The organism is Edaphobacter dinghuensis, assembly GCF_014640335.1.
Taxonomy (GTDB): Bacteria; Acidobacteriota; Terriglobia; order Terriglobales; family Acidobacteriaceae; genus Edaphobacter; species Edaphobacter dinghuensis.
The window spans coordinates 1,400,711-1,424,036 of the sequence record NZ_BMGT01000002.1; the positions used below are offsets into that span (position 1 = coordinate 1,400,711).

Annotated in this window: 25 protein-coding genes; 5 read left to right on the forward strand and 20 right to left on the reverse strand. The window is 58.7% G+C overall.

Features of this window, described 5'->3' with window-relative positions; all coding sequences use genetic code 11:
• Positions 1 to 108: 108 nt before the first annotated feature.
• Positions 109 to 1,047: a nuclease gene (locus tag IEW09_RS11570; RefSeq protein ID WP_188554271.1), complete on the reverse strand. Its 939-nt coding sequence runs from the start codon at positions 1,045 to 1,047 to the stop codon at positions 109 to 111.
• Positions 1,048 to 1,057: 10 nt separating this feature from the next.
• The gene (locus IEW09_RS11575) at positions 1,058 to 1,633 is read right to left on the reverse strand and encodes an anthranilate synthase component II (protein ID WP_188554272.1); all 576 of its coding nucleotides are present in this window, start codon (positions 1,631 to 1,633) and stop codon (positions 1,058 to 1,060) included.
• A gap of 157 nt (positions 1,634 to 1,790) precedes the next feature.
• Between IEW09_RS11575 and IEW09_RS11580 the strand changes: the two genes are divergently transcribed.
• Positions 1,791 to 2,084, forward strand: a complete 294-nt coding sequence (locus tag IEW09_RS11580; protein WP_188554273.1) for a hypothetical protein — start codon at positions 1,791 to 1,793, stop codon at positions 2,082 to 2,084.
• Positions 2,085 to 2,154: 70 nt separating this feature from the next.
• Here the strand turns inward: IEW09_RS11580 and infB are convergent, their stop codons facing one another.
• From infB to rimP, 3 genes are all read right to left on the reverse strand, one after another.
• On the reverse strand, positions 2,155 to 5,331 hold the full coding sequence (infB, locus tag IEW09_RS11585; protein ID WP_188554274.1) for a translation initiation factor IF-2: 3,177 nt from the start codon (positions 5,329 to 5,331) through the stop codon (positions 2,155 to 2,157).
• 136 nt (positions 5,332 to 5,467) lie between these two features.
• Positions 5,468 to 7,066 (reverse strand): transcription termination factor NusA, encoded by a 1,599-nt coding sequence (gene nusA, locus IEW09_RS11590; protein WP_188554275.1) that lies wholly within the window; start codon positions 7,064 to 7,066, stop codon positions 5,468 to 5,470.
• A gap of 69 nt (positions 7,067 to 7,135) precedes the next feature.
• Complete coding sequence (gene rimP / locus IEW09_RS11595) at positions 7,136 to 7,708, reverse strand: ribosome maturation factor RimP (protein ID WP_188554276.1); 573 nt, start codon at positions 7,706 to 7,708, stop codon at positions 7,136 to 7,138.
• A 172-nt stretch (positions 7,709 to 7,880) separates the two neighbouring features.
• On the opposite strand from rimP, the gene IEW09_RS11600 reads away from it, so the two are divergent.
• Positions 7,881 to 8,699, forward strand: coding sequence for a TIGR03435 family protein (locus tag IEW09_RS11600; protein WP_229739251.1), 819 nt, complete (start codon positions 7,881 to 7,883; stop codon positions 8,697 to 8,699).
• 10 nt (positions 8,700 to 8,709) lie between these two features.
• Here the strand turns inward: IEW09_RS11600 and IEW09_RS11605 are convergent, their stop codons facing one another.
• Positions 8,710 to 9,603: an alpha/beta fold hydrolase gene (locus IEW09_RS11605; RefSeq protein ID WP_229739252.1), complete on the reverse strand. Its 894-nt coding sequence runs from the start codon at positions 9,601 to 9,603 to the stop codon at positions 8,710 to 8,712.
• Positions 9,604 to 9,979: 376 nt separating this feature from the next.
• Here IEW09_RS11605 and guaB point away from each other — a divergent pair, with 376 nt between their 5' ends.
• Both guaB and IEW09_RS11615 read left to right on the forward strand, forming a co-directional pair.
• Positions 9,980 to 11,506 carry an IMP dehydrogenase gene (gene guaB / locus IEW09_RS11610; RefSeq protein WP_188554277.1) on the forward strand — a complete coding sequence of 509 codons (1,527 nt, stop codon included), beginning with the start codon at positions 9,980 to 9,982 and terminating at the stop codon, positions 11,504 to 11,506.
• 154 nt (positions 11,507 to 11,660) lie between these two features.
• The gene (locus IEW09_RS11615) at positions 11,661 to 12,167 is read left to right on the forward strand and encodes a VanZ family protein (RefSeq protein ID WP_188554278.1); all 507 of its coding nucleotides are present in this window, start codon (positions 11,661 to 11,663) and stop codon (positions 12,165 to 12,167) included.
• Positions 12,168 to 12,177: 10 nt separating this feature from the next.
• On the opposite strand, the gene IEW09_RS11620 is transcribed toward IEW09_RS11615, so the two are convergent.
• The 5 genes from IEW09_RS11620 to IEW09_RS11640 all read right to left on the reverse strand — a co-directional run bounded on the left by IEW09_RS11620 (position 12,178) and on the right by IEW09_RS11640 (position 16,856).
• Positions 12,178 to 13,152, reverse strand: a complete 975-nt coding sequence (locus tag IEW09_RS11620) for a GNAT family N-acetyltransferase (RefSeq protein WP_188554279.1) — start codon at positions 13,150 to 13,152, stop codon at positions 12,178 to 12,180.
• Between the two features lie 95 nt (positions 13,153 to 13,247).
• Entirely contained in the window at positions 13,248 to 15,074 is a 1,827-nt protein-coding gene (locus IEW09_RS11625; protein ID WP_188554280.1) for an ArnT family glycosyltransferase, read from the reverse strand.
• A gap of 23 nt (positions 15,075 to 15,097) precedes the next feature.
• Entirely contained in the window at positions 15,098 to 16,093 is a 996-nt protein-coding gene (locus IEW09_RS11630; protein ID WP_188554281.1) for a DHH family phosphoesterase, read from the reverse strand.
• Positions 16,090 to 16,476: a 30S ribosome-binding factor RbfA gene (gene rbfA, locus IEW09_RS11635; protein ID WP_188554282.1), complete on the reverse strand. Its 387-nt coding sequence runs from the start codon at positions 16,474 to 16,476 to the stop codon at positions 16,090 to 16,092. Before rbfA ends, IEW09_RS11630 begins: the two co-directional genes overlap by 4 nt.
• 83 nt (positions 16,477 to 16,559) lie before the next feature.
• Positions 16,560 to 16,856, reverse strand: a complete 297-nt coding sequence (locus tag IEW09_RS11640; protein WP_188554283.1) for a DUF503 domain-containing protein — start codon at positions 16,854 to 16,856, stop codon at positions 16,560 to 16,562.
• Positions 16,857 to 17,102: 246 nt separating this feature from the next.
• Here IEW09_RS11640 and IEW09_RS11645 point away from each other — a divergent pair, with 246 nt between their 5' ends.
• Positions 17,103 to 18,551 carry a sensor domain-containing diguanylate cyclase gene (locus tag IEW09_RS11645; RefSeq protein WP_188554284.1) on the forward strand — a complete coding sequence of 483 codons (1,449 nt, stop codon included), beginning with the start codon at positions 17,103 to 17,105 and terminating at the stop codon, positions 18,549 to 18,551.
• 40 nt (positions 18,552 to 18,591) lie between these two features.
• Here the strand turns inward: IEW09_RS11645 and IEW09_RS11650 are convergent, their stop codons facing one another.
• The 9 genes from IEW09_RS11650 to infA form a co-directional block, all read right to left on the reverse strand.
• The gene (locus tag IEW09_RS11650; RefSeq protein ID WP_229739253.1) at positions 18,592 to 18,885 is read right to left on the reverse strand and encodes an ArsR/SmtB family transcription factor; all 294 of its coding nucleotides are present in this window, start codon (positions 18,883 to 18,885) and stop codon (positions 18,592 to 18,594) included.
• A gap of 147 nt (positions 18,886 to 19,032) precedes the next feature.
• Entirely contained in the window at positions 19,033 to 19,512 is a 480-nt protein-coding gene (rplQ, locus tag IEW09_RS11655; RefSeq protein WP_188554285.1) for a 50S ribosomal protein L17, read from the reverse strand.
• 97 nt (positions 19,513 to 19,609) lie between these two features.
• Positions 19,610 to 20,707 (reverse strand): DNA-directed RNA polymerase subunit alpha, encoded by a 1,098-nt coding sequence (locus IEW09_RS11660; RefSeq protein WP_188554286.1) that lies wholly within the window; start codon positions 20,705 to 20,707, stop codon positions 19,610 to 19,612.
• A gap of 147 nt (positions 20,708 to 20,854) precedes the next feature.
• The gene (gene rpsD, locus IEW09_RS11665) at positions 20,855 to 21,487 is read right to left on the reverse strand and encodes a 30S ribosomal protein S4 (protein ID WP_188554287.1); all 633 of its coding nucleotides are present in this window, start codon (positions 21,485 to 21,487) and stop codon (positions 20,855 to 20,857) included.
• Positions 21,488 to 21,497: 10 nt separating this feature from the next.
• Positions 21,498 to 21,773 carry a hypothetical protein gene (locus IEW09_RS11670; RefSeq protein ID WP_188554288.1) on the reverse strand — a complete coding sequence of 92 codons (276 nt, stop codon included), beginning with the start codon at positions 21,771 to 21,773 and terminating at the stop codon, positions 21,498 to 21,500.
• 2 nt (positions 21,774 to 21,775) lie between these two features.
• Complete coding sequence (gene rpsK / locus IEW09_RS11675) at positions 21,776 to 22,198, reverse strand: 30S ribosomal protein S11 (protein ID WP_188554289.1); 423 nt, start codon at positions 22,196 to 22,198, stop codon at positions 21,776 to 21,778.
• Positions 22,199 to 22,579, reverse strand: a complete 381-nt coding sequence (gene rpsM, locus IEW09_RS11680) for a 30S ribosomal protein S13 (RefSeq protein ID WP_188554290.1) — start codon at positions 22,577 to 22,579, stop codon at positions 22,199 to 22,201.
• A 141-nt stretch (positions 22,580 to 22,720) separates the two neighbouring features.
• Positions 22,721 to 22,834: a 50S ribosomal protein L36 gene (rpmJ, locus tag IEW09_RS11685; RefSeq protein ID WP_013581269.1), complete on the reverse strand. Its 114-nt coding sequence runs from the start codon at positions 22,832 to 22,834 to the stop codon at positions 22,721 to 22,723.
• A gap of 117 nt (positions 22,835 to 22,951) precedes the next feature.
• On the reverse strand, positions 22,952 to 23,170 hold the full coding sequence (gene infA, locus IEW09_RS11690) for a translation initiation factor IF-1 (RefSeq protein WP_013581270.1): 219 nt from the start codon (positions 23,168 to 23,170) through the stop codon (positions 22,952 to 22,954).
• Between the last annotated feature and the right edge of the window lie 156 nt (positions 23,171 to 23,326).

Below are 23,326 nucleotides of genomic sequence, written 5' to 3' on the forward strand. Positions count from 1 at the left end.
AAACCCCTGATTTCTATTGTTGTATTTGAAAGTGGCAGAGTGGACAAAGCATCGCTGCCGACTCGCCCACAACCCTTTAATTGTAGCTCAGTGGGCCGTCCGTCCGGCTCAACCGCGGCCAAACAGGCGCTTAAAGAAGTGGCCAATCCAGTGGCCCACATCCGAATGATGCTGCGGCGCCGGAGTCGGCGGTTCTGCCGCCACTGGCGACGCTGCCTGAACCGTCGCTGGAGCATTCGCCTCTGCTGGCTCGCTGGGAGGCTGCGGAGCAGATGAATTGTTTCCATTAGCGTCATAGTTCAACGTCGTATCGACCTGTGCGTGAACTACACCCTGCGGAGCCTGCGGGACGGAAGCAGCAGGTGCAAGGCCATTACTGATGGCAGCCGGAAAAGGATGCTGTGCCTCCACCACCTGCTTTGTGTTGCCGCCCTTGATCGCTGCGTCCGCCAGTGAGAGCCCGGGCGCTGGAGCAGGTGGACAGCCGCAGGGAGAGCTCTCGTTGTCCACCACTTCCTTCAGGCTGCCGTGCTCAAACAGCACGTGTTGGCCTGGGCGCAGGTTGTAGCTCGCTTCACCGAACGCATCAGAGCCAGTCAGGATCGGCGCGTTCGCACCGCGGTTCTCGACGCAGGTATCGCCGTTGCTGGTGACACGAAGCATGAGGTCGAGCGGCCCGTTGCTGGCGATGCCAAACCGCAGATCAGGCGTCATGATGACATCACTGGTCGTCGCTGCCATCTGCACTTCAATCGCGCCGCGATCGAGCGAAAGCATCAGCGGCGCTGGCCCTGTCGTGCTTTTGCCTGCGGTGATGTGCAAACCGCTGGTGGCGCATACGTGGATCGAGCCGCCGCGATTCAGCGTGACATCCGCAGTATGGTCTTTCGCGGTAACGGTGGTATTGGCTACAAGAACGGCGCGGCCATTGTTGACGGTAAGCTCGCCTGCCACAGTAGCGTCCTGCACAGCCACGTTGCCGATAGGCTGCTGGGCCTGTGCGGCTCCGCAAAGTACCGCGAACAAAAGGGCCAACTGGAGCTTCATCTTCACCACGCTACATCTTCAGGAAATTCTGGATGATCTCTTTGCCGTGCACGGTCAGCACGCTCTCGGGATGGAACTGCACCCCCTCAATCGGCAGCTCGCGATGACGCAATGCCATGATGGTTTCGCCATCGGCAGTCCTCGCGGAGACCTCAAGCTCTTCCGGAAAGCCATCCTGCGCGACGATCAGCGAGTGATAGCGTGTGCAGGTCATCGCCGACGGAATGCCCTTGAAGATGGTCTTGCCGTCGTGCTCAACCTCGCTGGTCTTGCCGTGCATCAGCTTCGGAGCGCGTACGACGTTGCCGCCGAAGGCCGCTCCAATGGCCTGATGGCCAAGGCAGACGCCCAGCAGCGGAACACGGTGCTTCGCCTTGGCAAAGTGCTGAATCAGCTCGATGCTGATGCCTGCATCCTGCGGCGTGCACGGCCCGGGCGAGATCAGGATGTGGTCCGGACGCAGCGCTTCAACCTCGGCCGGGGTCAGTTCGTCGTTGCGGCGAATCACCATCTCAGCGCCGAGTTCGCCCATGTACTGCACCAGATTATAGGTAAAGGAGTCGTAGTTATCGAGCACGAAGACCATAGGATTTCTATGATTTTACGCCTTTCACAGCAAATCGTCTGAAGACCTCTCATCGCGGCCTTCTGGCTGGATTTGGCCTCCAAACAGCGGTACACTCGCCACGTGAGTTTCGAGCATGTTGCTTGAGGTCGCCAAGCCGATCGCCTTGTTGTTATGCATGCTCTCACTGTGTGCCGTCTTCCACACGGCTTTTCTGGTTCCCGCCAGCGACCTGCATCAGACGCTCCTAGACTCTCTCGAACTATTATCGCTGGCTGCCGGAATCTCGCTCATCAGCGGATTGATCTTTCGCGAATCCGTAGAAGAGCCATCGGCTGACAATAAGCGGCTCATGACGACACTTCCAGTTCAGGTCTTCTATTGGGCTACAAGCATCATGTTGCTTCTCTTCGTCTGTTGCTGGTATTTGGAGAGTCACTGCATCTTCTACCGGGATGTACGACGTTTCTGAAACTAGCCGCATTGCAATGAAAAGGCGGGACCGAAGTCCCACCTTTAGGTAGATAAAGCTACAGATTGTTTCAGGCGTTGACCGAAGTCTCGTTCGCCGTTGCAGCGGCGGCTTCGGCTGCGGCCTTCTCGGCCTTGCGTGCAGCGGCGGAGTTCTGGCCGAGTTCAGCAGCGAGCGTCTCCGTCGTGAAGGACTCGATGATGTCGCCTGCCTTGATGTCCTTGAAGCCCGCGAGATCGATACCGCATTCGACGCCCTGACGGACCTCGGCAACGTCATCCTTGACGCGCTTGAGGCTGGCGATCTTGCCCTTCCAAAGCTCCGTGCCATCGCGCAAAACGCGGACCTGAGCATCGCGCCGGATAAGGCCGTCGGTGACACGGCAACCTGCAATCTGGCCGACCTTGGTGATCTTGAAGACCTGCAACACCTCGGCGCGGCCTGCATAGTTCTCCTTGTAGACCGGTTCGAGCAGGCCATACATCGCCTTCGTGATCTGGTCCTGAAGCTCGTAGATGATCGAGTGCAGACGAATCTCGACGTTCTCGCGCTCCGCAATCTCTGCGGCCTTGCGGTCGGGACGGACGTTGAAGCCGATGATGACGGCGTTCGATGCGGACGCGAGCAGCACGTCGGACTCGGTGATGGCGCCGACGCCGGAGTGCAGGACGCGTACGCGAACCTTCTCGGTCGACATGCGCTCCAACGAGTCGGCCAACACTTCGACTGAACCCTGCACATCGCCCTTGAGGATCAGGTTCAGGTCCTTCATGCCGGCCTGCTTGATCTGTTCGGCAAGGCCCTCGAGCGAGACGCGGGAGCTCTTGGCGAGCTGCGCCTCGCGCTCCTTCATCTTGCGGTACTGAGCGATGCCCTTGGCCTTGTCGCGGTCGGCCATAACCAGGAAGGTGTCGCCAGCGTCGGGCATACCTTCGAGACCAAGAATCTCGACCGGTGTGGAGGGCCCGGCTTCGGTGATGGAGCGTCCGCGATCATCGAACATGGCGCGGATCTTACCGAAGGTGTTACCGACGATGTAGCTGTCCCCGGTACGCAAGGTTCCGTTTTGAACGAGAATGCTGGCGACGGCACCGCGGCCACGATCGAGTTTGGCTTCGATGACGGTTCCGACGGCAGGACGATCGGGAACAGCCTTGGGCGCGCTGATGTCGGCCACCAGGCAGATCATCTCTTCGAGCAGATCGAGGCCGATGCGCTTCTTCGCCGAGACCTCGACGAACTCGGTATCGCCGCCCTGGTTGGAGGGCTGGAGGCCACGAGAGGCAAGCTGCTGGATGACCTTTTGCGGATTCGCTTCGGGCTTGTCGATCTTGTTGACGGCAACGATGATCGGCACCTTGGCAGCGCGGGCGTGGTCGATCGCCTCAAGCGTCTGAGGCATAACGCCGTCATCTGCCGCGACAACCACAACAACGATGTCGGTGACCTTGGCTCCGCGAGCACGCATGCGGGTGAAGGCCTCGTGACCGGGTGTATCGAGGAAGACGATCTCGCGACCGAAGGCGGGAGAGTCGGGCTTGGTGACGTGGACCTTGTAGGCTCCGATGTGCTGCGTGATGCCGCCGGCTTCGCCAGAGGCGACGTCGGTGGAGCGGATGGCGTCGAGCAGCGAGGTCTTACCGTGGTCGACGTGGCCCATGACCGTAACGACCGGCGAACGGGCGATCTCGGCCATGCCGGTGGTGTCTTCGAGGAAGCCTTCGATGGCCTCGTTTTCCAACTGCTCTTCAACGGAGATGACCTGCGCGTCGGCGCCGAACTGGCGCGCGACGTCCTTGACCAGCTCGCCTTCGAGCGACTGGTTGACGGTGACGAAGACGCCGCGCATCAGCAGCGTTGCGATGAGGTCCTTACCGCGAACATCCAGCTTTTCTGCGAGGTCTTTAACGCTGATGCCCTCAGTGACGGTGATGGTCTTGGTGATCGGCACCGGCTCGCGGGGAATCTGCGCGCCGCCAAAACGTGATGGCGGCTGGAAGCCCTTCATCGGGCCTTCTTTGGTCTTCTCGTAGCGCTGGCCGCCGCGCCGTGATGCTGGCCGCGCTGCCGGACGCATTCCGGGCTTCTCACCCGGACCGGGCAAACCAGGAGCGGCACCGGGAGCTCCGCCGGGACGTGCGCCAAAGCCAGGACGGGCACCGAAACCGGGACGCGCTCCTCCGGGGGCAAAGCCGGGGCGTCCGGGTGCTCCGCCGGGACCGCCAGGACCACCGGGATAGCTGCGCGTCGGGTGCATAGGCCGACGCGCGCCAGGAGCGAGTGACGGTGGACGAGAACCGGGAGCACCGGGAGCCTGTGGACGCGGACGCTCAAAGATGGGACGGCTGCGAGCCGGTGCTCCGGGAGCGACTGGCGGCGCGGTATAAATGGGGCGCGGACCGGTCTGCGGCATGATGACGCGACGTGGCGGAGGGCCAGCAGGCGCGGCCGGAGCCGGAGGAGCAGCAGCGGCCTCGGCCGGAGCCTCTGAGGCGGCAACGGTAGCAGCGACGGCGGGAGCAACGGCCGGTTCCGGCGCAGGAGCCGGTGGGACAGCAGCGGGTGGGGCGACGACGACCGGGGGAGCAACAACCGCCACGGGTGGCGTTGCTGCCGCGGGCTTCGCAGCAGGAGACGCAACCACAACCGGAGGCGCGACAGCCACAGGCGGTGTCGGTACATGAGCCGCGACAGGAGGCTTCGCGATCACCGGGCCAACCGGAGGCTTGCTTGCAATCGCCGGAGCGGCAGGGGCCGCGGGAGTGATAATGTTCGCCGCCTGACGGGGTTGCGGGACGATGCGGCGCGGCGCAGGCGGTGTAGCCGGAGTTGGCGCTGGTGCAGCAGCAGCCGAGGCAGAGATGGAAACCGCAGGAGTCGCCGGTCGCGATGCCACCGGTGCAGCATGAGCAGTGGGCGGAGGCGCGGCTACGACAGCCGTGGGGCGCGGAGGCGCAGCCTTGGCAGCAGCCTCGGCCTGCTTGCGCTCGAGGATCGCCTTGAGCGCATCGCCAGGCTTGGAGATCTTGGAGAGGTCGATCTTCGGCTTGACGTCGGCCTGTAGCTTACTCGCGCTCGCGGTGCGGTTTCCACCGTTGAAGTAGTTGCGTACTTTCTCAGCCTGATCGGCCTCGATCGAGCTGGAGTGCGTCTTTCCAGTAATGCCGATCGCTTCAAGCGCATCGAGAATCGGCCTGCTCTTTACTTCCAGTTCTCGTGCCAGATCATTGATTCGAACTTTGCTCATCCGTCCCTTTTCGCTTTCCCTGCGCCCTTAGCTGTTCATATCAGCCTCATTGAGGTAGGAATCTTTGGTTGTAAGTATTATCGCTGAAATGCCTTTGGGGCGATTCAGCGAAGAATGCGTTGCATGGCTGATACGGCTAGCCACGGTCTGATCCATCGCTATCGATACCTTCGTCAGAGAACTCCTGGCTGTCGTTCACCAGAGAATCCACACTGTCGTTGTCTGACTCAATCTGCTCTTCGCGAGCGTCCGCATCGCTGAATGCGTCGCTTGCCTCATCTTCGGCTTCGGCAATCTCTTCCGAAGAGGTATCGTCCACCTCTTCAGCAGTGCCGGTCTCGGCTGCTTCCGCCAGAATTGCCTCTGGAGTCCTGGTCATAGTCTCTGCCTCCGCTTCTTCGTTTTCAGATGCAGCTTCGGCAGCTACGGGAGCTTGACCGGCAGGCCGCTCCTCGCCCTCTTCGTACTGGCCGAAGTAGTGACGGACAGCCACGGAGATCTTTTCTACGGTCTTTTCGCCAATTCCAGGCACCTCTTCGAGCTGCTCGGGGGTCATGTCGGCCAGTGCTTCTACCGTGGTGATGCCAGCGGCGATCAGCTTCTCGAGGACGGCTTCGCCAAGCTCTGTGACCTGCTCGATGGCCGTGGTCGGGCCGCCGGACATGGCCTGCATCTGCTGCTCGACCTCCTGACGCTTCTCCTCTTCACTCTTGATGTCGATCTTCCACTGCAGCAGCTTGGCGGCAAGACGAACGTTCTGGCCCTTCTTGCCGATGGCGAGCGAGAGCTGAGTGTCATCGACGATGACCTCGATCTGCTTCTCGCCGAGATCGGTGATAGAGACGCGGCTGACCTTAGCGGGCTGCAAGGCCTTCTCGGCGAAGGTAGTGATCTCATCCGAGAACTCGATGATGTCGATCTTCTCGCCGCGCAGCTCGCGGATGATCGACTGCACGCGCATTCCCTTCATGCCGACGCAGGCGCCGACTGGGTCGACGTCTTTGTCGCGGCTCATGACGGCGATCTTGGTGCGCTCGCCTGCCTCGCGGGCGATAGCCTTGATGCTGACCGTGCCGTCGTAGATCTCGGGAACCTCGGACTGAAAGAGGTTCTGCACCAGCGCCGGAGCGGCGCGGGAGACGATGACCTGCGGCCCCTTGGCGGCACGGTCGACGCGAAGGAGGACAACGCGAACGCGCTCGCCGACGGCGAACTGCTCGAGACGCGACTGCTCGCGCTTGGGCATGCGGGCTTCGGCCTTGCCCAGATCGAAGATGATGTCCATGGGCTCGAGACGCTTCACGGTGGCGTTGAGGACCTCGCCGGCGCGATGGTTGTACTCGTTGAAGACGGTGTCGCGCTCGGCTTCGCGGACCTTCTGGAAGATGACCTGCTTGGCCATCTGCGCGGCGATGCGGCCGAGCGGAGTCGTGTCTTTGTAGAAGCGGAGTTCGCCGCCAACCTCGACCTCGGGCGCGAGTTCACGGGCCTGCTCGAGCGTCATCTGGTTGACCTCGTCTTCGACCTGCTCCGGAGTCTCGACGACGGTCTTGTAGACATAGGCGCGGATCTCGCCGGTGTCGCGGTCCATCTCGGCGCGCATGTTCTCCTGCGTCCTGTAGTACTTGCGGGTCGCGAGGGCGATGGCGTCTTCAACCGCGCCTACGACGACCTCGGGCTCAATTCCCTTGTCCCGGCTTAAAATCTCAATGGATTGATACAAAGCACTTGCCATCGGTCACTTGTCCTTCACTGCCCATACTGCAGGGCCTTCTGTTGCTTATCGTTACTTTGATGCGGGTACTTAGATCTCCGCGACCAGGTTTGCCTTTTCGATATTCGCCAAGGGAATATCGACGGTTTGCTCGGTTACGGCCTTCTTTGCCTTGCCCTTTTGCTTCATGGCGGAGAGGTCGACGGTCGCCGTATTGTCGGCGAATTTGACCAGCCTGCCCTGCCATTGCCGATTGTTATTGATCGGCGTAAATGTCTGAATCTTCACCAGACTGCCTTGAAACCGGGTGAAGTCCCCTGCCCCATACAGTTTGCGCTCGAGCCCCGGAGAAGAGACTTCGAGCGTGTACTCGGCGCCGAGAATGAGGTCTTCGACGTCGAGCACGGTGCCGAAGTCCTGGGCGAACTGGGCACAATCCTCGTGGGTTACCCCTGAGAGCATCTCCACCGGAACCCCCTTGGGCAATTCGTCGGGATTCGCCGTCTCAGCCAACCGGGCACGCTCCTCCGCGTTCTTTTCGACAAAGATGCGGAGCGTGCGGAACTTGCCGCCGCCCTGAAACTCGATATCGACGATGTCGAGGTTGTGCGACGCGGCGACACGCTGTGCGGCGGCTCGAATTGTATCCAGTTTCAACGACATAGCGTTCTTCTCAGGGCCGTTTTTAAAGCAAATAAAAAGTGGGTTCTCACCCACTCATCTCTTCCGTCAATTTGCCGGTGCGCTCACGGCTGTTCGAACAACGGAACAAAAGCGTTCTGTTTGATGATACATCTCCTGTATAGGGATTTCAATGCTTGGATGGGCCTCTCTTATGAAGTTCTTCAGAACTGGACGGATTATGCGCGGTTCGTACCTTTTGGCTGTGATCGTTGGCCTGATGAGCATGTTTTTCGCCTGTGGCCAGGACAAACCTCAAGACAGGCCGGACCGGACCTTCGACGTGGCGGCGATCAGGCGCTCTGATCCGAACGTGCGTAACGGGTATATCAAGGCGATGCCGGGAGGCAACGGGTATTCGGCGCAGAACGTTCCGGTCAAGCTGATGATCAGCCTGATGTACAAGGTGCCTATGCGCCAGATCAAGGGCGCGCCGGAGTGGCTTGCTACGGATGGCTACGATGTCCAGGCCAAGTCTGACCATGCATCCAACATTGACGATCTGCATGTGATGTTTCAGAATCTGCTGGCCGACCGGTTCAACCTGAAGTTCCACAAAGAGATCAAGGAAGGCCCGGTTTATGCGCTGATGGTGGACAAATCAGGGTCGAAGTTGAAGGTCGACGAGAGTCCGCAGGATTTTTCCATCCCAATGAATGACAACGAGGATGACGTCACAGTCGGCAAGAGGGTCAATATGGAGTACTTCTGCTGGTGGCTGGGTCGGGTGCTCCACCAAGATGAGCGGCCGGTGATCGACAGGACCGGGCTGACCCAGAGCTACGATTTCACCCTGTCGTTTGCCCCGGTGCTACCGCCCAATGTCTCGCAAGAGAAGCTTCCAAACGGGTTACTGGATCGTCCGTCGATCTTTGACGCCTTGAAAGAGCAGCTTGGTCTAAAGTTAGTGGCCGAGAAAGGGCCGGTGGTGTATTACGTGATCGACCATGTCGAGCGGCCGTCGGCGAATTAGCGGGCTGGAGCTATATGGCCTGAGCGAGAAAGGGCTGGACCATCTCTGCAACCATTATTGTGGAGAGGATGTTGTAGTGTGTCGCTCCCGGCACGATACCGAGCCGGGCTACCGAACGTAGAGAACCGTCCAGTCCTGCATCGCGCTTGCCCCCACCGAGAGCTTCATAGAACACCACGATATGCTCAGGACGAATGGAATCAGCATCAGCAAAGATGAGTTCTGTAGGCGATTGAATCTGTTTTACCTGCGCCGACCAGTCGAAATTTTGTGATTCCATCTCGCCGATCTTGCGAAGCAGACTCTCCCAGTTCACCTCTGGATAGAGCTTGCCGAGCGGCGATCCTTTAATATTCTGCGCGATCTGCGCAGCATGCAGGCCCATCTGGTCAAATGCTGCATTCACCTCCGGGTATGAGGCGTCTTGCGCCATGGACGCCGATACCACAATCAGCCGTTTTACCGATGCCGGGTGTCGAATCACCGTCTGCAGGGCAACGCCGCCACCCAATGAATAACCCAGAAGATCCGTTTTCCCGAGTTTCAGATACGCGATGAGTGCAGCGATATCGTCGGCCATGGATTCAAACCGAAGAGGCCGGTCGATATCTTTCGTGTGCCCGTGCCCCTGCAGGTGCACGGCAATCACCTGCCTCGATTTGGCAAGCGCGGGCAGATTGGGACCGAATGCCTCACTCGCTTGAACTCCACCGTGCAACAGCACCAGCGGTTCCCCATCGCCATGAATCTCGTAATACATCTGCAAACCATTGACCGGAGCAAAACCTGATTTCTTATTTGGCATAATTGACCCTAAAGGCTGTGTAGGTTGCGCAAATGTAGGAAGGACGGCCACTGTGCTCATTGCCAGGCCTGCATAGGCAAGGAATTCTCTTCTTTGCATCTCATCGGTCTCCTAAACCGCCGGCAATCACGCGAGTATCGGGCCTAAGTTTTTACTTGATATGTGCTTAGGCGTCTTCGTCTGCCCATTTTTGTCGCGCTCCGTATGCTACTTTATTCGTCCGCAGGCGGCAATATCGCTTGGCAATCAGTTCGGGAAATCAACTGTTTGCGTCCCGCTCACTCCGCTCGTTGGGCTCATAACCCAAAGGTCTCGATTTCTGGGCTATTCGAATCTGTAGATTTAACCTGACCCCACTACCCCCAAAAGGGCGAAGATTTGCTCTGCCGGGTGGGCGACTCTACAATCTAGGGTAATCCTTTGGTTTTTAGGCGCAGCTCTCACTCTGGCTTATCTGCCGAGAAACATAAAAAACATGATTATTTCCCCGATTCCTGAAGCCCTCACCTTCGATGACGTTCTCCTCGTTCCGGCCTATAGCGACATCATCCCGACCCAGGTAAGCACACAGACGCAACTGACCAGGAACATCGTTCTGAATACACCGCTGGTCTCCGCGGCAATGGATACGGTAACCGAGTCGCGTCTGGCCATTGCCATGGCGCAGCAGGGAGGGCTGGGAGTCGTACACCGCAATCTCAGCATCGAGCAACAGGCAGGAGAGATCGACAAGGTCAAGCGGTCGGAGAGCGGGATGATCGTCGATCCGGTGACCATCGACCCGGAGCAGACAATTGCTGCAGCGCTGGAGGTAATGCGGCGATACAAGATCTCGGGCGTGCCGGTGACGAAGAACAAGAAACTGGTCGGCATTCTGACCAACCGTGACCTGCGTTTTGTATCGCGCACCGATCTGACCATCGATTCGGTCATGACGAAGAACAACCTCATTACGGTTCCGGTGGGAACGACGCTGGAGCAGGCAGAGCAGATCCTGCATCAGCACCGTGTGGAGAAGCTGTTGGTCGTCAACGACGACTATGAGCTGAAGGGCCTGATCACGGTCAAGGACATTCAAAAGAAGCTGAAGTACCCCAATGCGTCGAAGGACAGCCAGGGCAGGCTGCGGGTGGCGGGTGCGATTGGAGCGACGGGAGATTTTCTGGAGCGCGCTGCGGAGCTGGTAAAGGCTCGCGTGGATGCTCTGGCGATTGACTCCGCACACGGACACTCTTCGCGCGTTCTCGAAGCGGTTGCTGCGGTGAAGAAGCAGTTCCCCGACGTCGATTTGATGGCAGGCAATATCGCCACCTACGAGGGTGCGCTGGCGCTCATCAAGGCCGGAGCCGATGCAATCAAGGTCGGGATTGGACCGGGCTCGATCTGCACAACGCGCATGGTGACGGGCGCGGGCATGCCACAGATTACAGCCATCTCGGAGGCATATCGTGCCGCTAGCGAGCATGGGGTTCCAGTGATTGCCGATGGTGGGATCAAGTACTCGGGCGACGTGGCGAAGGCAATTGCCGCAGGCGCAAGCGTGGTGATGATCGGCTCTCTGTTTGCCGGGGTGGATGAGAGCCCGGGCGAGACGATTCTGTATCAGGGCCGGTCGTTTAAGGCGTATCGCGGGATGGGTTCGCTGTCAGCGATGTCGCAGGGTTCGGGCGAGAGGTACTTCCAGGGCAAGGACGATATCGATGGAGCAGCGAGCACGGAGAAGCCTGACCTGACGGCGCGTGAGGGTTCCTCGCAAAATCGGTTGTCGAAGTTTGTTCCTGAAGGAATCGAAGGGCGTGTGCCTCACCGCGGGCCGCTGGAGGCGATGGTTTATCAGTTAGTGGGTGGATTGCGGTCGGGCATGGGTTATCTGGGATGCTCGACCATTACGGACCTCCAGAAAAATGCGCGGTTTATCCGGATATCTAACGCCGGACTGCGCGAGAGCCATGTGCACGACGTGATCATTACCCGGGAAGCTCCGAACTATCATGTCGAGTAGAAACCTGTAGGCAAAACAGAATGATGGATAGGGCTTAAAGCGGCAAGAGGCGCGATAAGCCCTTTCTTATGTATGACAGGGGTCGTCTTTGGAGCGTGCAGCGCTTTGGCGCGTCCAATCACTATGGAAGTTGCCGCCGCAGGAGATGGATGGAATGAGAGATTCACAAGCCTCGAAGGTGGGAACGGCCGGGCCTACGCTGCCGATGGCATGGCTGCCGGCGGTTTTTGGATTGGTGGTGATTTCGGTGGAGTCCACGGCGCTGATGCGTGGCGCTAACACGGGTCGATGGCTGACGGATCTGTGCGAGTCGGTCTGGGGATATTCCGATGGATCGACGATCGCGACGGCAAATATCGTCCTGCGAAAGATCGGGCACTTCATTGGTTATGGAACGCTGGGCCTGCTGTTTCGCAGAGGATGGTACGCCAGCCTGCGCCGTCGATGGATGGGAACACGGAGCGACCTGCGTGCCGCGGCAATGGCATTGGCAGTGCTGAGCACGCTTCTGGTAGCGAGCCTTGATGAGTGGCATCAGTCATTTCTGTTCGGGCGCGTGAGCAGCCCGTACGATGTGCTGCTCGATACCACCGGCGCCATCCTGTTCAATCTGGCAATGCTGAAGTTTCTGGCCTGGAGGCGAACCCGCATGGTTGGGTAGCGGGACTTCCTTAGCCTTTGTTCAGAACCATCGCTTCGAAACGATGGCGGGTGAAGAAGCCGAGATCTTCGTAGAGCCGGACGGCCTGATGGTTGGCCTCGGTGACGGTCAGCGTGATGGCATTGAATCTCGACTGTGCGAGTTGTGCCATGCAGTGCTTCAGAAGCGTTCGACCGAGCTGGTGGCCGCGCATGTTTCTTGCGATGCAAAGCTGGGTGATGTGGGCAACGTCGTCGGCTACATGCGAGCAGAGCACCATGCCTATGAGGGCTTCGGTGCGAGTGTCGAGCAGTATCCATGAACTGGTGGCGTCGAAGACACCGCAGCCGGGAAAACGTACGATGTTGTGCAAGAAACGAAGAGAGCCATGGAGCGAGCAGTACTGATCGTTGATGCGGGCGTCGATGTGACCTGCATACGCCTCGTGGATGAGTTCAGCCGCAGCCTGATAGTAGTCCGGCGACCATCGACACATCTCGATATTTTGCGGAAGGACCGGGTTAGATGAGGGTGCGGCAGAGGCGGCGGGCTCGAAGTTGTACTCCATGAAGAGGCGCGGGTAGAGGGTGAAGCCCGTCTCACGGAAGCTCTGGTCGACAGAGCCAGCATCGTAGAGGAGCAGTTGCGACTCAATGCGATGGATGCCGGGAGAGTGCAGGAGCAGGTCAAGCAAAGCCTGCAGCAGGGTGTGGGTGATATGGAGAGCCTGCCGGTGATCTGCCGCGACGGCGTAGGCATCGCCAACGACTGCCTTGTTGCCTTCGTAGACACAGAAGGTAAAGCCGCAGATGCGTCCACGGTCGAGTGCGACAAAGCCGGGGAGAATGCGGGAGTCAAGATACTGAAGCAGAAGCTCCGTGGAGCCGCGATAGTTCCAGCGGAGGCGCTGCTGCCAGACCTCTGCCTCGGACTCAAGCAAGGGCCGAAGCTGGCGCGCAGAGAAGTGCCGCAGGTCGAGAATCTCGAGTTGGGTAGCGACAGGCATTTAAGCTTCTGTCGAGCTTATAGGAATTTCACGAGGGTGGGGAGTGCCGGGGGTGACGCTCGTCTCGATTTCATCCATACGAAACAGAGAGCAGCTTATTGACGGGCATAGACTTTGTAGACCTCAAGTCCCTGGGTGTCATAGAGGAAGAGCGGCTTGTAGACTCGGTTGACGAGGCATTGGTTCAGCACGGCCATGTCCTTGGTTGGAATCACAAGAATATGCTCCTGGGCGGGGACGCTGGCAGCGCAGTCTTCTTCGGTGTAATGGACGGTGGGGATGTTGCGGTAGAAGGCGAGGCCGTAATCCAGATCGCGGCGCACCTCATAGACGGCCAGAATATTCTCATTCGGCGCCAGGCGCTGGATCTCGCGGGCCAGAGGCCGGGCAGAGTAGTTCAGATCGAGATCTTTGCCGTGGAAGCCGAGCAGAAAAACAAGCGTAATGACGATGGGAATAAAAGTCGCGTTGACCAGTTGCGGCACACCCCAGCGGCGGATGATCAGGAAGACGGCCGCTCCAACAATAAGAGCCGATCCACCGGCGATGAAAAGCCACTGCGCCGAAGGAACCAGGGTCTCGTACTTCATGTGCTGGGGGGCAAGGATCAGGACGAAGACGAGGATGGCGCAGACGGCAGCGTGTGCCCAGACCAGCCAGTTCGGCAGACCGTCGCGACGGTTGCGGTGGAGATAATCAGCCGTGAGGATGGTGAGCGGTGGAATGGAGGGAAGAATATAGCCGGGAAGCTTCGATCCGGAGAAGGAGAAGAAGACGATGGGAAAGAGTGCCCAGAGAACAAGGAACTCCGGGAAGGCATCACCGGCACGCGAGTGTCCCAGATAGCGCTGAGGATTATGGCGGACCTTCCACTCGGCGATGGAGACGTCGATGGAGTCGACCAGAGCGCGAAGGGCGAGGATGGTCCAGGGCATCAGGCCGAGGATCAGTACAGCGAGATAGAACCAGAAGGGCTGATGGTGTTGATAGCGGTTGGTGGCGAAGCGCTCGAGATTATGTTCGAGGAAGAAGAGGCGATAGAAGGTTGGGTTCTTCCATTGAACGGCGATGTACCACGGAAGCACCATCACCATGTAGAGAAGAATGCCGGGAAGCCAGATGGTGCGGCGCAGTAGGGACCACTCTCGGCGAAGACCTGCGAAGAGCAGGATGGTAACAAGGGCCAGAAAGGGTGCTACCGGACCTTTGGCAAGAGTCGCCGCAGCTCCGAAGAAGTAGAGGTCGAAGAGCCAGAACTTCTTGCCGGTCTCATACCAGGCGTACCAGCCAAGCATCCCGATACAGAAGGGCGCTGCTAACTGCATGTCGGTGGAAGCCCCGCGAGCAAAGCTGAAGACAGCGAGGCTCGAGGCTGTGATGAGTGCGGCGTTGAGGTGGCCTCCAGGGCGGAATCGCCTCATGTGGAGAAAGATCAGAAAGAAAAGAGCGAAGGCTCCTGAAGACGACGGCAGCCGGGCCGACCAGTCGGAGACGCCGAACTCGCGAAAGAAACTCATGGCACGCCAGTAGTAGAGCGCGGGCTTCTCAAGCCAGGGCTTGCCGTAGAGGATGGGTGTGATGGTTCCACCGATGAGGCAGTGGAAGGAGTCATCGATAGCCTTGGGATTAAAGCTATGGGGAACCATGTCTGCGTGGAGCTGGTTGCAGACCTCGTTGTGTTGCGCGAGCATCTCGCGGGCGATCTGGGCGTAGCGTGGTTCGTCTGCGCCGACGAGGCCGAGCTGGTCGCCACCGATCAGCGGGACCAGACCGTAGAGCAGGAGAAAACCCGTCACAATGCAAAGGACTAGAAACTCGTGGGGCGACTCGGCGGCGAAGCCCTTCCAGATGCCATACAGCCACGCGATGGGTGCGCGTTCTTTCCATGCGCCGGGCGCGGCAGATTTTTGCAGATCACTCATTGGGTCAGGTAATCGAGACAAGGCTAACAGAGTCCCATGCGTAGTTGTGTGAGGATGCGCTCGGTAGCTACATCGAGCGGACCGCGAATGGTACATCCGCTGGCGCTGCGGTGACCGCCGCCGCCGAAGGACTCGGCGATCCGGGCAACATCGAGCTTGCCTTTGCTGCGAATGCTGAGACGGAACTCATTAATGTCAGGAAGCTCACGGAGGAAGACGGCGGACTCGATACCGGCGATGCTGATGAGATAGTTGACGACGCCTTCACAGTCCTCAGCGTCGGAACCGGTAAGCATCATGTCATTGCTGGTGACCCACGACCAGGCGACGTTGCCTTCGCAATGAAGATTGGAAAGGGCCGCACCAAGCAGGCGTATTTTGCTGATGGAGTTGGAAAAATAAACATCGCGAGCGATCTTTGCCGGGTTTGCGCCACGCATGGCAAGATCGTGGGCGACGGCAAAGGTCTCCGCGTTGGTGCTGGCGTAGGTGAAGCCGCCGGTGTCGGAGAGGATCGCGGTGTAAAGACACGTAGCCATGCTGGGCGTGATCTCAGCTCCGGCAGCAAGCGCGATGCGATAGACCATAGCCCCGACGGCGCAGGCATGCTCATCGATCCAGTTGACGGCGGCAAAGTGACGGCCGCTGGCGTGGTGGTCGATGTTGATGAGGGGCCGGTTTTCGTCGAGACCAAGGAGACCGGTACGGGCGATACCGTCACACTCCAACAGAATGGCTGGGATGCTGTGGTCAGCAATGTCGGCAGCAGAGGGTGTGTGGTGGATGCGGTCGACGTTGGGCAGCGTGCGATAGATGGCCGGAACCGGGTCGGCAAAGACGACGTCGGTCTGACGGCCCATCTGATCGAGAATCTCGGCTAAAGCGAGCACCGAACCAAGAGCATCGCCGTCGGGACGGGAGTGCGAGGTCAGAATGAAGCGTGGATTGGCACGAAAGGCCTCGAGAAGTGCTTCGATCTGGGCCTCATGCGTTGCTTCGTCGATCAAAGGATGCGTCATGGTTGAGATGGGGTCGCCTTCTTTTCGCGTTTACGCATACGGTTCAAGAGCTCGTCCATGCGGCCGGTCATCTTTTCAGAGCGGTCAATGGCGAAGCTGAGTTCAGGGACGTGGCGGACACCCATGCGGTCACGAAGCTGCGAACGAATATAGCCACGGGCCGAGGTGAGTGCTTCGAGGGTGGACTCTTCTTCCTGCTCGCTGCCGTGGACCGCGATGAAGACGCGAGCAGATTTGCCACCGGGAGCGAGAACTACCTCGGTGACGTGGCTGGGCGCGATACGGGGATCGGAAAGCTCGCCTTCCAGCATGGCACCGATCTCTTCGGAGAAGGTGTTGGCTACTCGGCTGCGGTGGTGCGTTCTGGCTCGTTGCTCGGGCATATATTTCTACAGGGTGAACGGTTGAGGATATCAAAGTTCAAGCGTTTGACCTAGCCCGTTCTCGATAAAAGAGAGTCTGGCACTTATTCAGGCAGAATTTCGGCATAAGAATCCATGATTTCAGCTCCCAGGCCAGCGGCCAGACGCAGCACGGCCTCGTCGATGAGCCGGATCTGGCCAGTGAGATAACTGGTGGAGGATGAGATGGCTGCGATTCCCAGCGTGGCCCGGTTCCAGACGATCCCATCGTCGAGCTCGGCGATCGAGAGGTTGAAGCCATGTCGAAGCTTATCCTTAATTGATCGAACGACTTGGCGACGGTCCTTGAGCGACTGCGCGTGAGGAATCTCCAGCTCGATGGTGAGTCTAGCTATTGGCATTGTTCCGAAGTCTTCGTCCCCCGGACAACGACAGCAAAAAGCGAGGGTTGAACTGTTAACTTTCATTGTAAAAGTACAGTGTGGGACTTATCCCTTTGCGCGCATAAGCGAAAGTGGGAACAAGGCAAATAAACCAAAGTAACTTTAACACCCGCTAACGTTGGTTACTCTCGTAAGCTTACGAAAAAGCTTATAGCATCAGGGTTGCCGTGACAGATATCCTTACTGTTGACCTGACGGTGACAGATGAGTACACGGCTAGCTGAGAACGAAAATGCCAGTCTCAAAGAGATTTGGACGCAGGAGTTACTAGACTCGCAACCGGAGCAGGAGTGCGATGAACTAGTGAAACTCGCTGCTGCAATCTGCGGGACACCGGTGGGACTGGTGACCCTGCTGGATGAGCGGCACCAATGGTTCCGATCGACCGATTGGCTGAAGCGACGGGAGACCCCACGAGAGGCCGCGTTTTGCGCGCACGTAGTGCGGCAATCGGGGCTGTTGGTCGTCACAGACTCATTCACCGATCCGCGGTTTGCCTCGAACCCATTAGTAACGAACGAGCCAGGCTTAAGGTTTTTTGCCGGGGTACCTCTTCAGACGGTGGATGGAGACTTGTTAGGTACGCTCTCTGTCATTGACATCGTGCCGCGCCTGCTCAGCGAAGAGCAAGGACACACGTTGGAGGTTCTGGGCAGGCAGGTGAGCGCGCGCTTGGAGCTGCTGTTGCAGCGTACCGCGCTGGAGCAGGCTTTGAAGGAGAAGGAAGAGGCCGCCGCGGGGCTGAGGGCGAGCGAGGAATTATTTCGTGCGTTTATGAACGCCAGCCCTTTTATGAGCTACATCAAAGACTCGGCCGGGCGGCTGCTCTTCTATAACCGCAGCTTTGCTCAACGATTCGGCGTGAGCGAGTATGCGTGGCTGGGACGCACCGACGAACAGCTGTGGCCGCGCAATCTAACAAAGTCGAGCCGCATCCACGATCTTGAAGTAATGGTTGGCGACCGGATTATCGAGAATGAGGAACAAGTTCGCGGAGCCGATGGCGTCATCCGCTCTCTGCGTTCCTTCAAGTTTCCCTGTCACGACTCGGCTGGAAATATTCTGCTGGCGGGAGTGGCGGTCGACGTCTCCGAAGAGGTGGCGCACAAGGCTGAACTGGAGCGCTACCACCGCGAGTTGGAAGAGGCCAACAACCGTCTGCGCAAGCTGGCAGTAACCGATGAGCTGACGGGACTGCGGAATCGCCGCGCATTCGAAGAGCGGCTGGTGATGGAGTTTTCGATGGCACGGCGCCGGAACCGTGAGCTGTCGGTTCTGCTGCTCGATGTGGACGACTTCAAGAAGGTGAACGACCGCTGGGGTCATGCTGCAGGCGACGAGGTACTGCGTCGCCTGGGAACGATTCTGCAGACGACGGTGCGACTACCCGATCTTCCGGCACGGTATGGCGGTGAGGAGTTTGTCGTGCTGCTGCCGGAGAGCGGTCAGGAGAGCGCCCTGGGGTTGGCCAAGCGCGTGATGTCGAGAGTGGCGATCGAGAAGTGGGAGAATGCGCCACTGACGATCAGCATCGGGATGGCTGCAATGGACGAATCTCTGGCCAATGGCTATCAGTTGGTGGAGAGAGCGGACGAGGCTCTGTACGCGGCCAAGCGCGCAGGAAAAAATCGCGTCGTCGTGTACAACGGCTGAACCTGCCGCGATAGCAGCCTACTGGCTCGCTATCTCCTCACTATATTTTGGAGAGCCGGTCAAGATACGCTTGCAGAACGTCGCGGCGCAGTGTGTAGTTGACGAACTTTCCTTCTCGCCGGACATCGACCAGACCGGCGTTCTCCAACTCTTTCATGTGGTGCGAGAGCGTTGCCGGGCTGATAGGAAGGCCGCTTCGAATATCGCCGCATGCACACGAGGCACTACATTTGCCGATCTTCTGAAGGATGTCGTAGCGGCGCGGATCTGCCAGCGCGCGGGCGATGAGGGTAAGCTGGCGGTCGGTAAGAGTCATACGCTTGGTCGCTGTCACTTGCACTCCTACTGTAATGGATGTGCCATGGGGAGGCAGCGATGTATCAATCACTGAATTGCGGCGGATAACGATAACAGAGCGTCCTTTTCAAAAAGTTGAGGCGCACCTTTCGGGTGCGCCTCAACTTCAACTCTAATCTCAGGTTTAGGGCTCAGCGTTGGGATCGGGAGCTTCGCCGGGGTTGCGCTCTTCCATCTGCTTGGCGAGCTCTTCACGCCGCTTGGTGCGGGCCTCTGCACGCTTCTGGGCCTTCTCGTTCAGCTCATGCTCTGCACCGAGAAGCTCGATGAATGCCATCTCGGCTGCGTCACCCTTGCGGGGTCCGCTGCGCACGATGCGCAGGTAGCCGCCGTTGCGGGCTCCGTAGCGGGGCGCTACCACTGCAAAGAGACGATCGACCGCATCAGGAGTCATGAGGTAGGCAGCAGCCTGACGACGGGCGTGAACATCGCCGCGCTTGCCGAGGGTAATCATCTTCTCGACCAGAGGGCGGGTGGCTTTGCACTTGGTGATGGTGGTCTCGACGCGGTCCATCAGGATGATGGAGGTGACGAGGTTGCGCAGCATGGCGCGGCGGTGGCTGGTGTTGCGGCCTAATTTGAATCCTGCATTACGGTGGCGCATTTGATCTCCTTCGACTGGGCTTTAGCCGTGAGTCGGAACTGCTGGTTGAAATGCGGAGGGACCGGGTTGAGTGGTCTCTCCGCTGTGAATCGTACGGTTAGAAGTTTTCGGGCTCGGCGGGAAGATCGAAGTCATCATCCTCGTCTTCGTCCTCATCGTCGTCATCGAAGTTGCCGAAGCTGGCGGCGAGGGTGGCTGCGGGCAGGACGGAGGTTGGTCCGGGCTGCGGGTTGCCGTGCTCGTCGATCTTCATGCCCAGCGAGAGGCCCATTTGAGCGAGGATTTCCTTGATCTCGTTCAGGGACTTGCGGCCAAAGTTCTTGGTCTTGAGCATCTCGGCTTCGGTCTTCTGGATGAGCTCGCCGATGGTGATGATGTTGGCGTTCTTGAGGCAGTTGTAGCTGCGAACGGAGAGCTCGAGCTCTTCGACAGAACGGTTGAGATTGTCATTTTGCAGCGCGGGGCCGTCGTGCAGACCGTCATGACCGGCTTCGAGCTCTTCTTCGAAGTTGATGAAGATGGTCATGTGGTCTTTGAGCAGCTTGGCAGAGAGGCCGAGTGCGTCTGCGGGAAGGACGGTTCCGTTGGTCCAGATCTCGACGGTGAGCTTGTCGTAGTCGGTGATCTGACCGAGACGGGCGGCCTCGACGAGGTAGTTGACCTTGCGGACGGGCGAGTGAACGGAGTCGACGGGAATGAAGCCGAGACCGAGATCGCTGTCGAAGTTCTTGTCGGCAGAGATGTAGCCACGGCCGCGCTTTAAGCGCATCTCCATGTCGATCTTGCCGCCTTCGGAGATGGTGCAGATGTAGACGTCCTTGTCGAGAATCTCGACGTCGCCGTCGGCCTCGATGGACCCCGAGGTGACAACACCGGCCTGGTCGGCGCGGAGGTAGAGAGCCTTGGGGCCTTCGCCGTTGAGCTTGAAAGGAATCTGCTTCAGGTTGAGGATAATGTCAGTCGCGTCCTCAACAACGCCGGTGATCGACTGGAACTCGTGCAGCACGCCTTCGATGCGAACGGCGGTGACGGCAGCGCCTTCGATGGACGAAAGCAGGGTGCGGCGGAGCGCATTGCCGATAGTGGTACCGAAGCCGCGCTCAAAGGGCTGCGCGGAAAACTTGCCGTACTTGTCGGTGAGTGTTTCGGTGTCGACTGCGAGGCGCTTGGGTTTTTGGAATCCTCTCCAAAGCATGTGGTTCTCCTTTATCCGTCCTGGCCGCGATGCATTTTGCGGACCGGCAGGTGGTTCGGTTGCGGTTAAGTTGTGGGTACTGCTGTGAGAAGAACCCCATGTCCGAAAATCCGGACATGGGGCACCCAATCTTTGTAAACAGCAAAGTTACTTGCTGTAGAGTTCGACGATCAGCTGCTCGTTGACGGGCAGGTTGACATCTTCGCGCTTCGGCAGAGCAAGAACTTTGCCGGAGAGATTGTCGCGGTTGATGTCGAGCCACTGAACTGCATTCTGACCGCTGGCAAAGTTCTTCGACTCTTCGAGAACCACCAGGGACTTGGAGCCTTCGCGGATCGCGATCTCGTCGCCGACCTTGCACTGGAAGGACGGGATGTTGACCTTGCGGCCGTTGACCTGAATGTGGCCGTGGCGAACGATCTGGCGGGCCTGACGGCGGCTCATCGCAAAGCCGAGACGGTAGCACACGTTGTCGAGGCGGGTCTCAAGCTGCTGCAGCAGGAGTTCGCCGGTGACGCCGGTGCGGTTCGAGGCCTTCTGGTAGTAGGCGCGGAACTGGGTCTCGAGCGTGAAGTAGATGCGCTTGGCCTTCTGCTTCTCGCGAAGCTGCAGACCGTAGCCAACAACCTTCTTCTGCTTCTTGGACTGGCCGTGCTGGCCGGGGGGGAAGTTGCGCTTCTCGACGGGGCATTTTTCTGAGAAGCATTTGGCTCCCTTGAGGAAGAGCTTGGTGCCGTCGCGGCGGCAGAGGCGGCAGACGGGTCCTGTGTAACGTGCCATGGTATTGCTCCTATTCTTTGGTAATTCTGGTGTCGATCGTTTTACGCGCTGGCTGCGCTTCGTCACGATCCTGTTTCACAGCAGGCTTTGCCCACTGAGGAAAATTTCTACTTGACCACCACGCAATTGCGTTCATGAGCGTGAAGGCAAATATCAAACCAATTATGGAGGGCCAGTCCGACCGGATCTGACCCTTCCACCAAACAAATACTAGAGATACGGCATTGAAGAGCAAGAAAGCGGACTTCTTACTCATCAGATCCGGGATCTCAGGAAGCCACTTCATACTTATACGCGGCGGCGCTTCGGCGGACGGCAGCCGTTGTGCGGCATGGGCGTAACGTCGCGGATGCTGCGAACCTCGATGCCTGCGGTAGCGAGAGCGCGGATCGCGGATTCACGGCCGGAGCCGGGACCGGAGACGCGCACATCGACCGAACGAAGACCGTGGTCGCGGGCTGCATTAGCAGCGCCGACAGCCGCCTGCTGCGCGGCAAACGGGGTACCCTTGCGGGAGCCACGGAAGCCGAGCGAACCACTGCTCTTCCAGGAGAGCGTGTTGCCAGCCTGGTCGGTGATGGTGACGATGGTGTTGTTGAATGATGCCTGGATGAAGACGAGGCCGAATGGAACATTCTTGCGTTCGCGCTTCTTGAACTTCTTATTCTTGCCAGGCTTGGCTGCGCCTTTGGTGTTCTGTGTCTTCGCCATTTATTTCGTCGCTTTCTTCTTACCGGCAACGGTGCCCTTGCGCGGGCCTTTGCGGGTGCGAGCGTTGGTGTGGGTGCGCTGACCGCGAACCGGCAGGCTGCGGCGATGGCGGAGACCACGGTAGGACTGAATTTCAATGAGACGCTTGATGTTCAGCGAGACATCCTTGCGGAGGTCGCCTTCGATCTGGCCCTCTTCTTCGATGACTTGACGGATGCGGTTCAGCTGATCCTCGTCGAGGGTCGCGATCTTTGCGAAGGGATCGACGTCCGCCTTCGCGAGGATCTTGGCCGCGCGCGAGTCGCCGATGCCAAAAATGTAGGTGAGACCGATGCGCGCCTGTTTGTTGTTAGGGACATCGACTCCAGCAATACGTGCCATGGGGTTCCTTTTCGGTTAGGCTCCTGGAACTGGTCGGGGAGCGGGTTGATGGTCTTCGGTTTTCCCGGCGGGTTCAACGCAAGCCTTGATTTCGGCTAACTAGCCCGCAGGGGCCGATATAAAACAGAGATAAAATTTTCTTTATCCCTGGCGCTGCTTGTGCTTGGCGTTCTCGCAGATGACGCGAACGACGCCGCGGCGATGGATTACCTTGCACTTATCGCAGATCTTCTTGACTGATGCACGAACCTTCATTTGATTCCCTTCTAAGTCGTGCCTCGGAGACGAAGCCTCTTTGGCATGTTGCATGCGCGACACGGCCAAAGCCATGCCCACAACTGATGAATACGGCTACATACAGCCGGGGATTGTCTACTTGTAGCGGTAGACGATACGGCCACGGTTGAGATCGTACGGACTGAGCTCAATCGCGACACGGTCGCCGGGGAGGATGCGGATGAAGTTTTTACGCATACGTCCGGAGACGTGCGCAAGAGCCTGATGCTTGTTTTCAAGCTCGACCTTGAACATCGCGTTCGGCAGCGTCTCAACGACAACCGCCATCACTTCAATTGCATCTTCCTTCGACAAACGATCTCCTCTGGAAAACCCGGAGCTGAACCCCGAATTTCCTCAAATACTTCAGCGTTTAGAGAACCGCTGTTTGAATCTCTTTTTAGTGGACAGACAACCACTGTTGCTGCAATTACTCATGACACACGCATCATCTCTCATCATACCCCCAAA

Bases quoted from the DNA above. Each gene is read 5' to 3' on its own strand.
- IEW09_RS11570 (WP_188554271.1), bottom strand. From the start codon at position 1,047: ATGAAGCTCCAGTTGGCCCTTTTGTTCGCGGTACTTTGCGGAGCCGCA.
- nusA (WP_188554275.1), bottom strand. From the start codon at position 7,066: ATGGCAAGTGCTTTGTATCAATCCATTGAGATTTTAAGCCGGGACAAG.
- guaB (WP_188554277.1), top strand. From the start codon at position 9,980: ATGATTATTTCCCCGATTCCTGAAGCCCTCACCTTCGATGACGTTCTC.
- rbfA (WP_188554282.1), bottom strand. From the start codon at position 16,476: ATGCCCGAGCAACGAGCCAGAACGCACCACCGCAGCCGAGTAGCCAAC.
- IEW09_RS11640 (WP_188554283.1), bottom strand. From the start codon at position 16,856: ATGCCAATAGCTAGACTCACCATCGAGCTGGAGATTCCTCACGCGCAG.
- IEW09_RS11670 (WP_188554288.1), bottom strand. From the start codon at position 21,773: ATGAAGTGGCTTCCTGAGATCCCGGATCTGATGAGTAAGAAGTCCGCT.
- IEW09_RS11630 (WP_188554281.1), bottom strand. From the start codon at position 16,093: ATGACGCATCCTTTGATCGACGAAGCAACGCATGAGGCCCAGATCGAA.
- rpsD (WP_188554287.1), bottom strand. From the start codon at position 21,487: ATGGCACGTTACACAGGACCCGTCTGCCGCCTCTGCCGCCGCGACGGC.
- IEW09_RS11660 (WP_188554286.1), bottom strand. From the start codon at position 20,707: ATGCTTTGGAGAGGATTCCAAAAACCCAAGCGCCTCGCAGTCGACACC.
- IEW09_RS11575 (WP_188554272.1), bottom strand. From the start codon at position 1,633: ATGGTCTTCGTGCTCGATAACTACGACTCCTTTACCTATAATCTGGTG.
- IEW09_RS11605 (WP_229739252.1), bottom strand. From the start codon at position 9,603: ATGCAAAGAAGAGAATTCCTTGCCTATGCAGGCCTGGCAATGAGCACA.
- infB (WP_188554274.1), bottom strand. From the start codon at position 5,331: ATGAGCAAAGTTCGAATCAATGATCTGGCACGAGAACTGGAAGTAAAG.
- IEW09_RS11580 (WP_188554273.1), top strand. From the start codon at position 1,791: ATGCTCTCACTGTGTGCCGTCTTCCACACGGCTTTTCTGGTTCCCGCC.
- IEW09_RS11600 (WP_229739251.1), top strand. From the start codon at position 7,881: ATGAAGTTCTTCAGAACTGGACGGATTATGCGCGGTTCGTACCTTTTG.
- rimP (WP_188554276.1), bottom strand. From the start codon at position 7,708: ATGTCGTTGAAACTGGATACAATTCGAGCCGCCGCACAGCGTGTCGCC.
- rpsM (WP_188554290.1), bottom strand. From the start codon at position 22,579: ATGGCACGTATTGCTGGAGTCGATGTCCCTAACAACAAACAGGCGCGC.
- IEW09_RS11645 (WP_188554284.1), top strand. From the start codon at position 17,103: ATGAGTACACGGCTAGCTGAGAACGAAAATGCCAGTCTCAAAGAGATT.
- IEW09_RS11620 (WP_188554279.1), bottom strand. From the start codon at position 13,152: ATGCCTGTCGCTACCCAACTCGAGATTCTCGACCTGCGGCACTTCTCT.
- IEW09_RS11625 (WP_188554280.1), bottom strand. From the start codon at position 15,074: ATGAGTGATCTGCAAAAATCTGCCGCGCCCGGCGCATGGAAAGAACGC.
- rpsK (WP_188554289.1), bottom strand. From the start codon at position 22,198: ATGGCGAAGACACAGAACACCAAAGGCGCAGCCAAGCCTGGCAAGAAT.
- IEW09_RS11615 (WP_188554278.1), top strand. From the start codon at position 11,661: ATGAGAGATTCACAAGCCTCGAAGGTGGGAACGGCCGGGCCTACGCTG.
- rplQ (WP_188554285.1), bottom strand. From the start codon at position 19,512: ATGCGCCACCGTAATGCAGGATTCAAATTAGGCCGCAACACCAGCCAC.
- rpmJ (WP_013581269.1), bottom strand. From the start codon at position 22,834: ATGAAGGTTCGTGCATCAGTCAAGAAGATCTGCGATAAGTGCAAGGTA.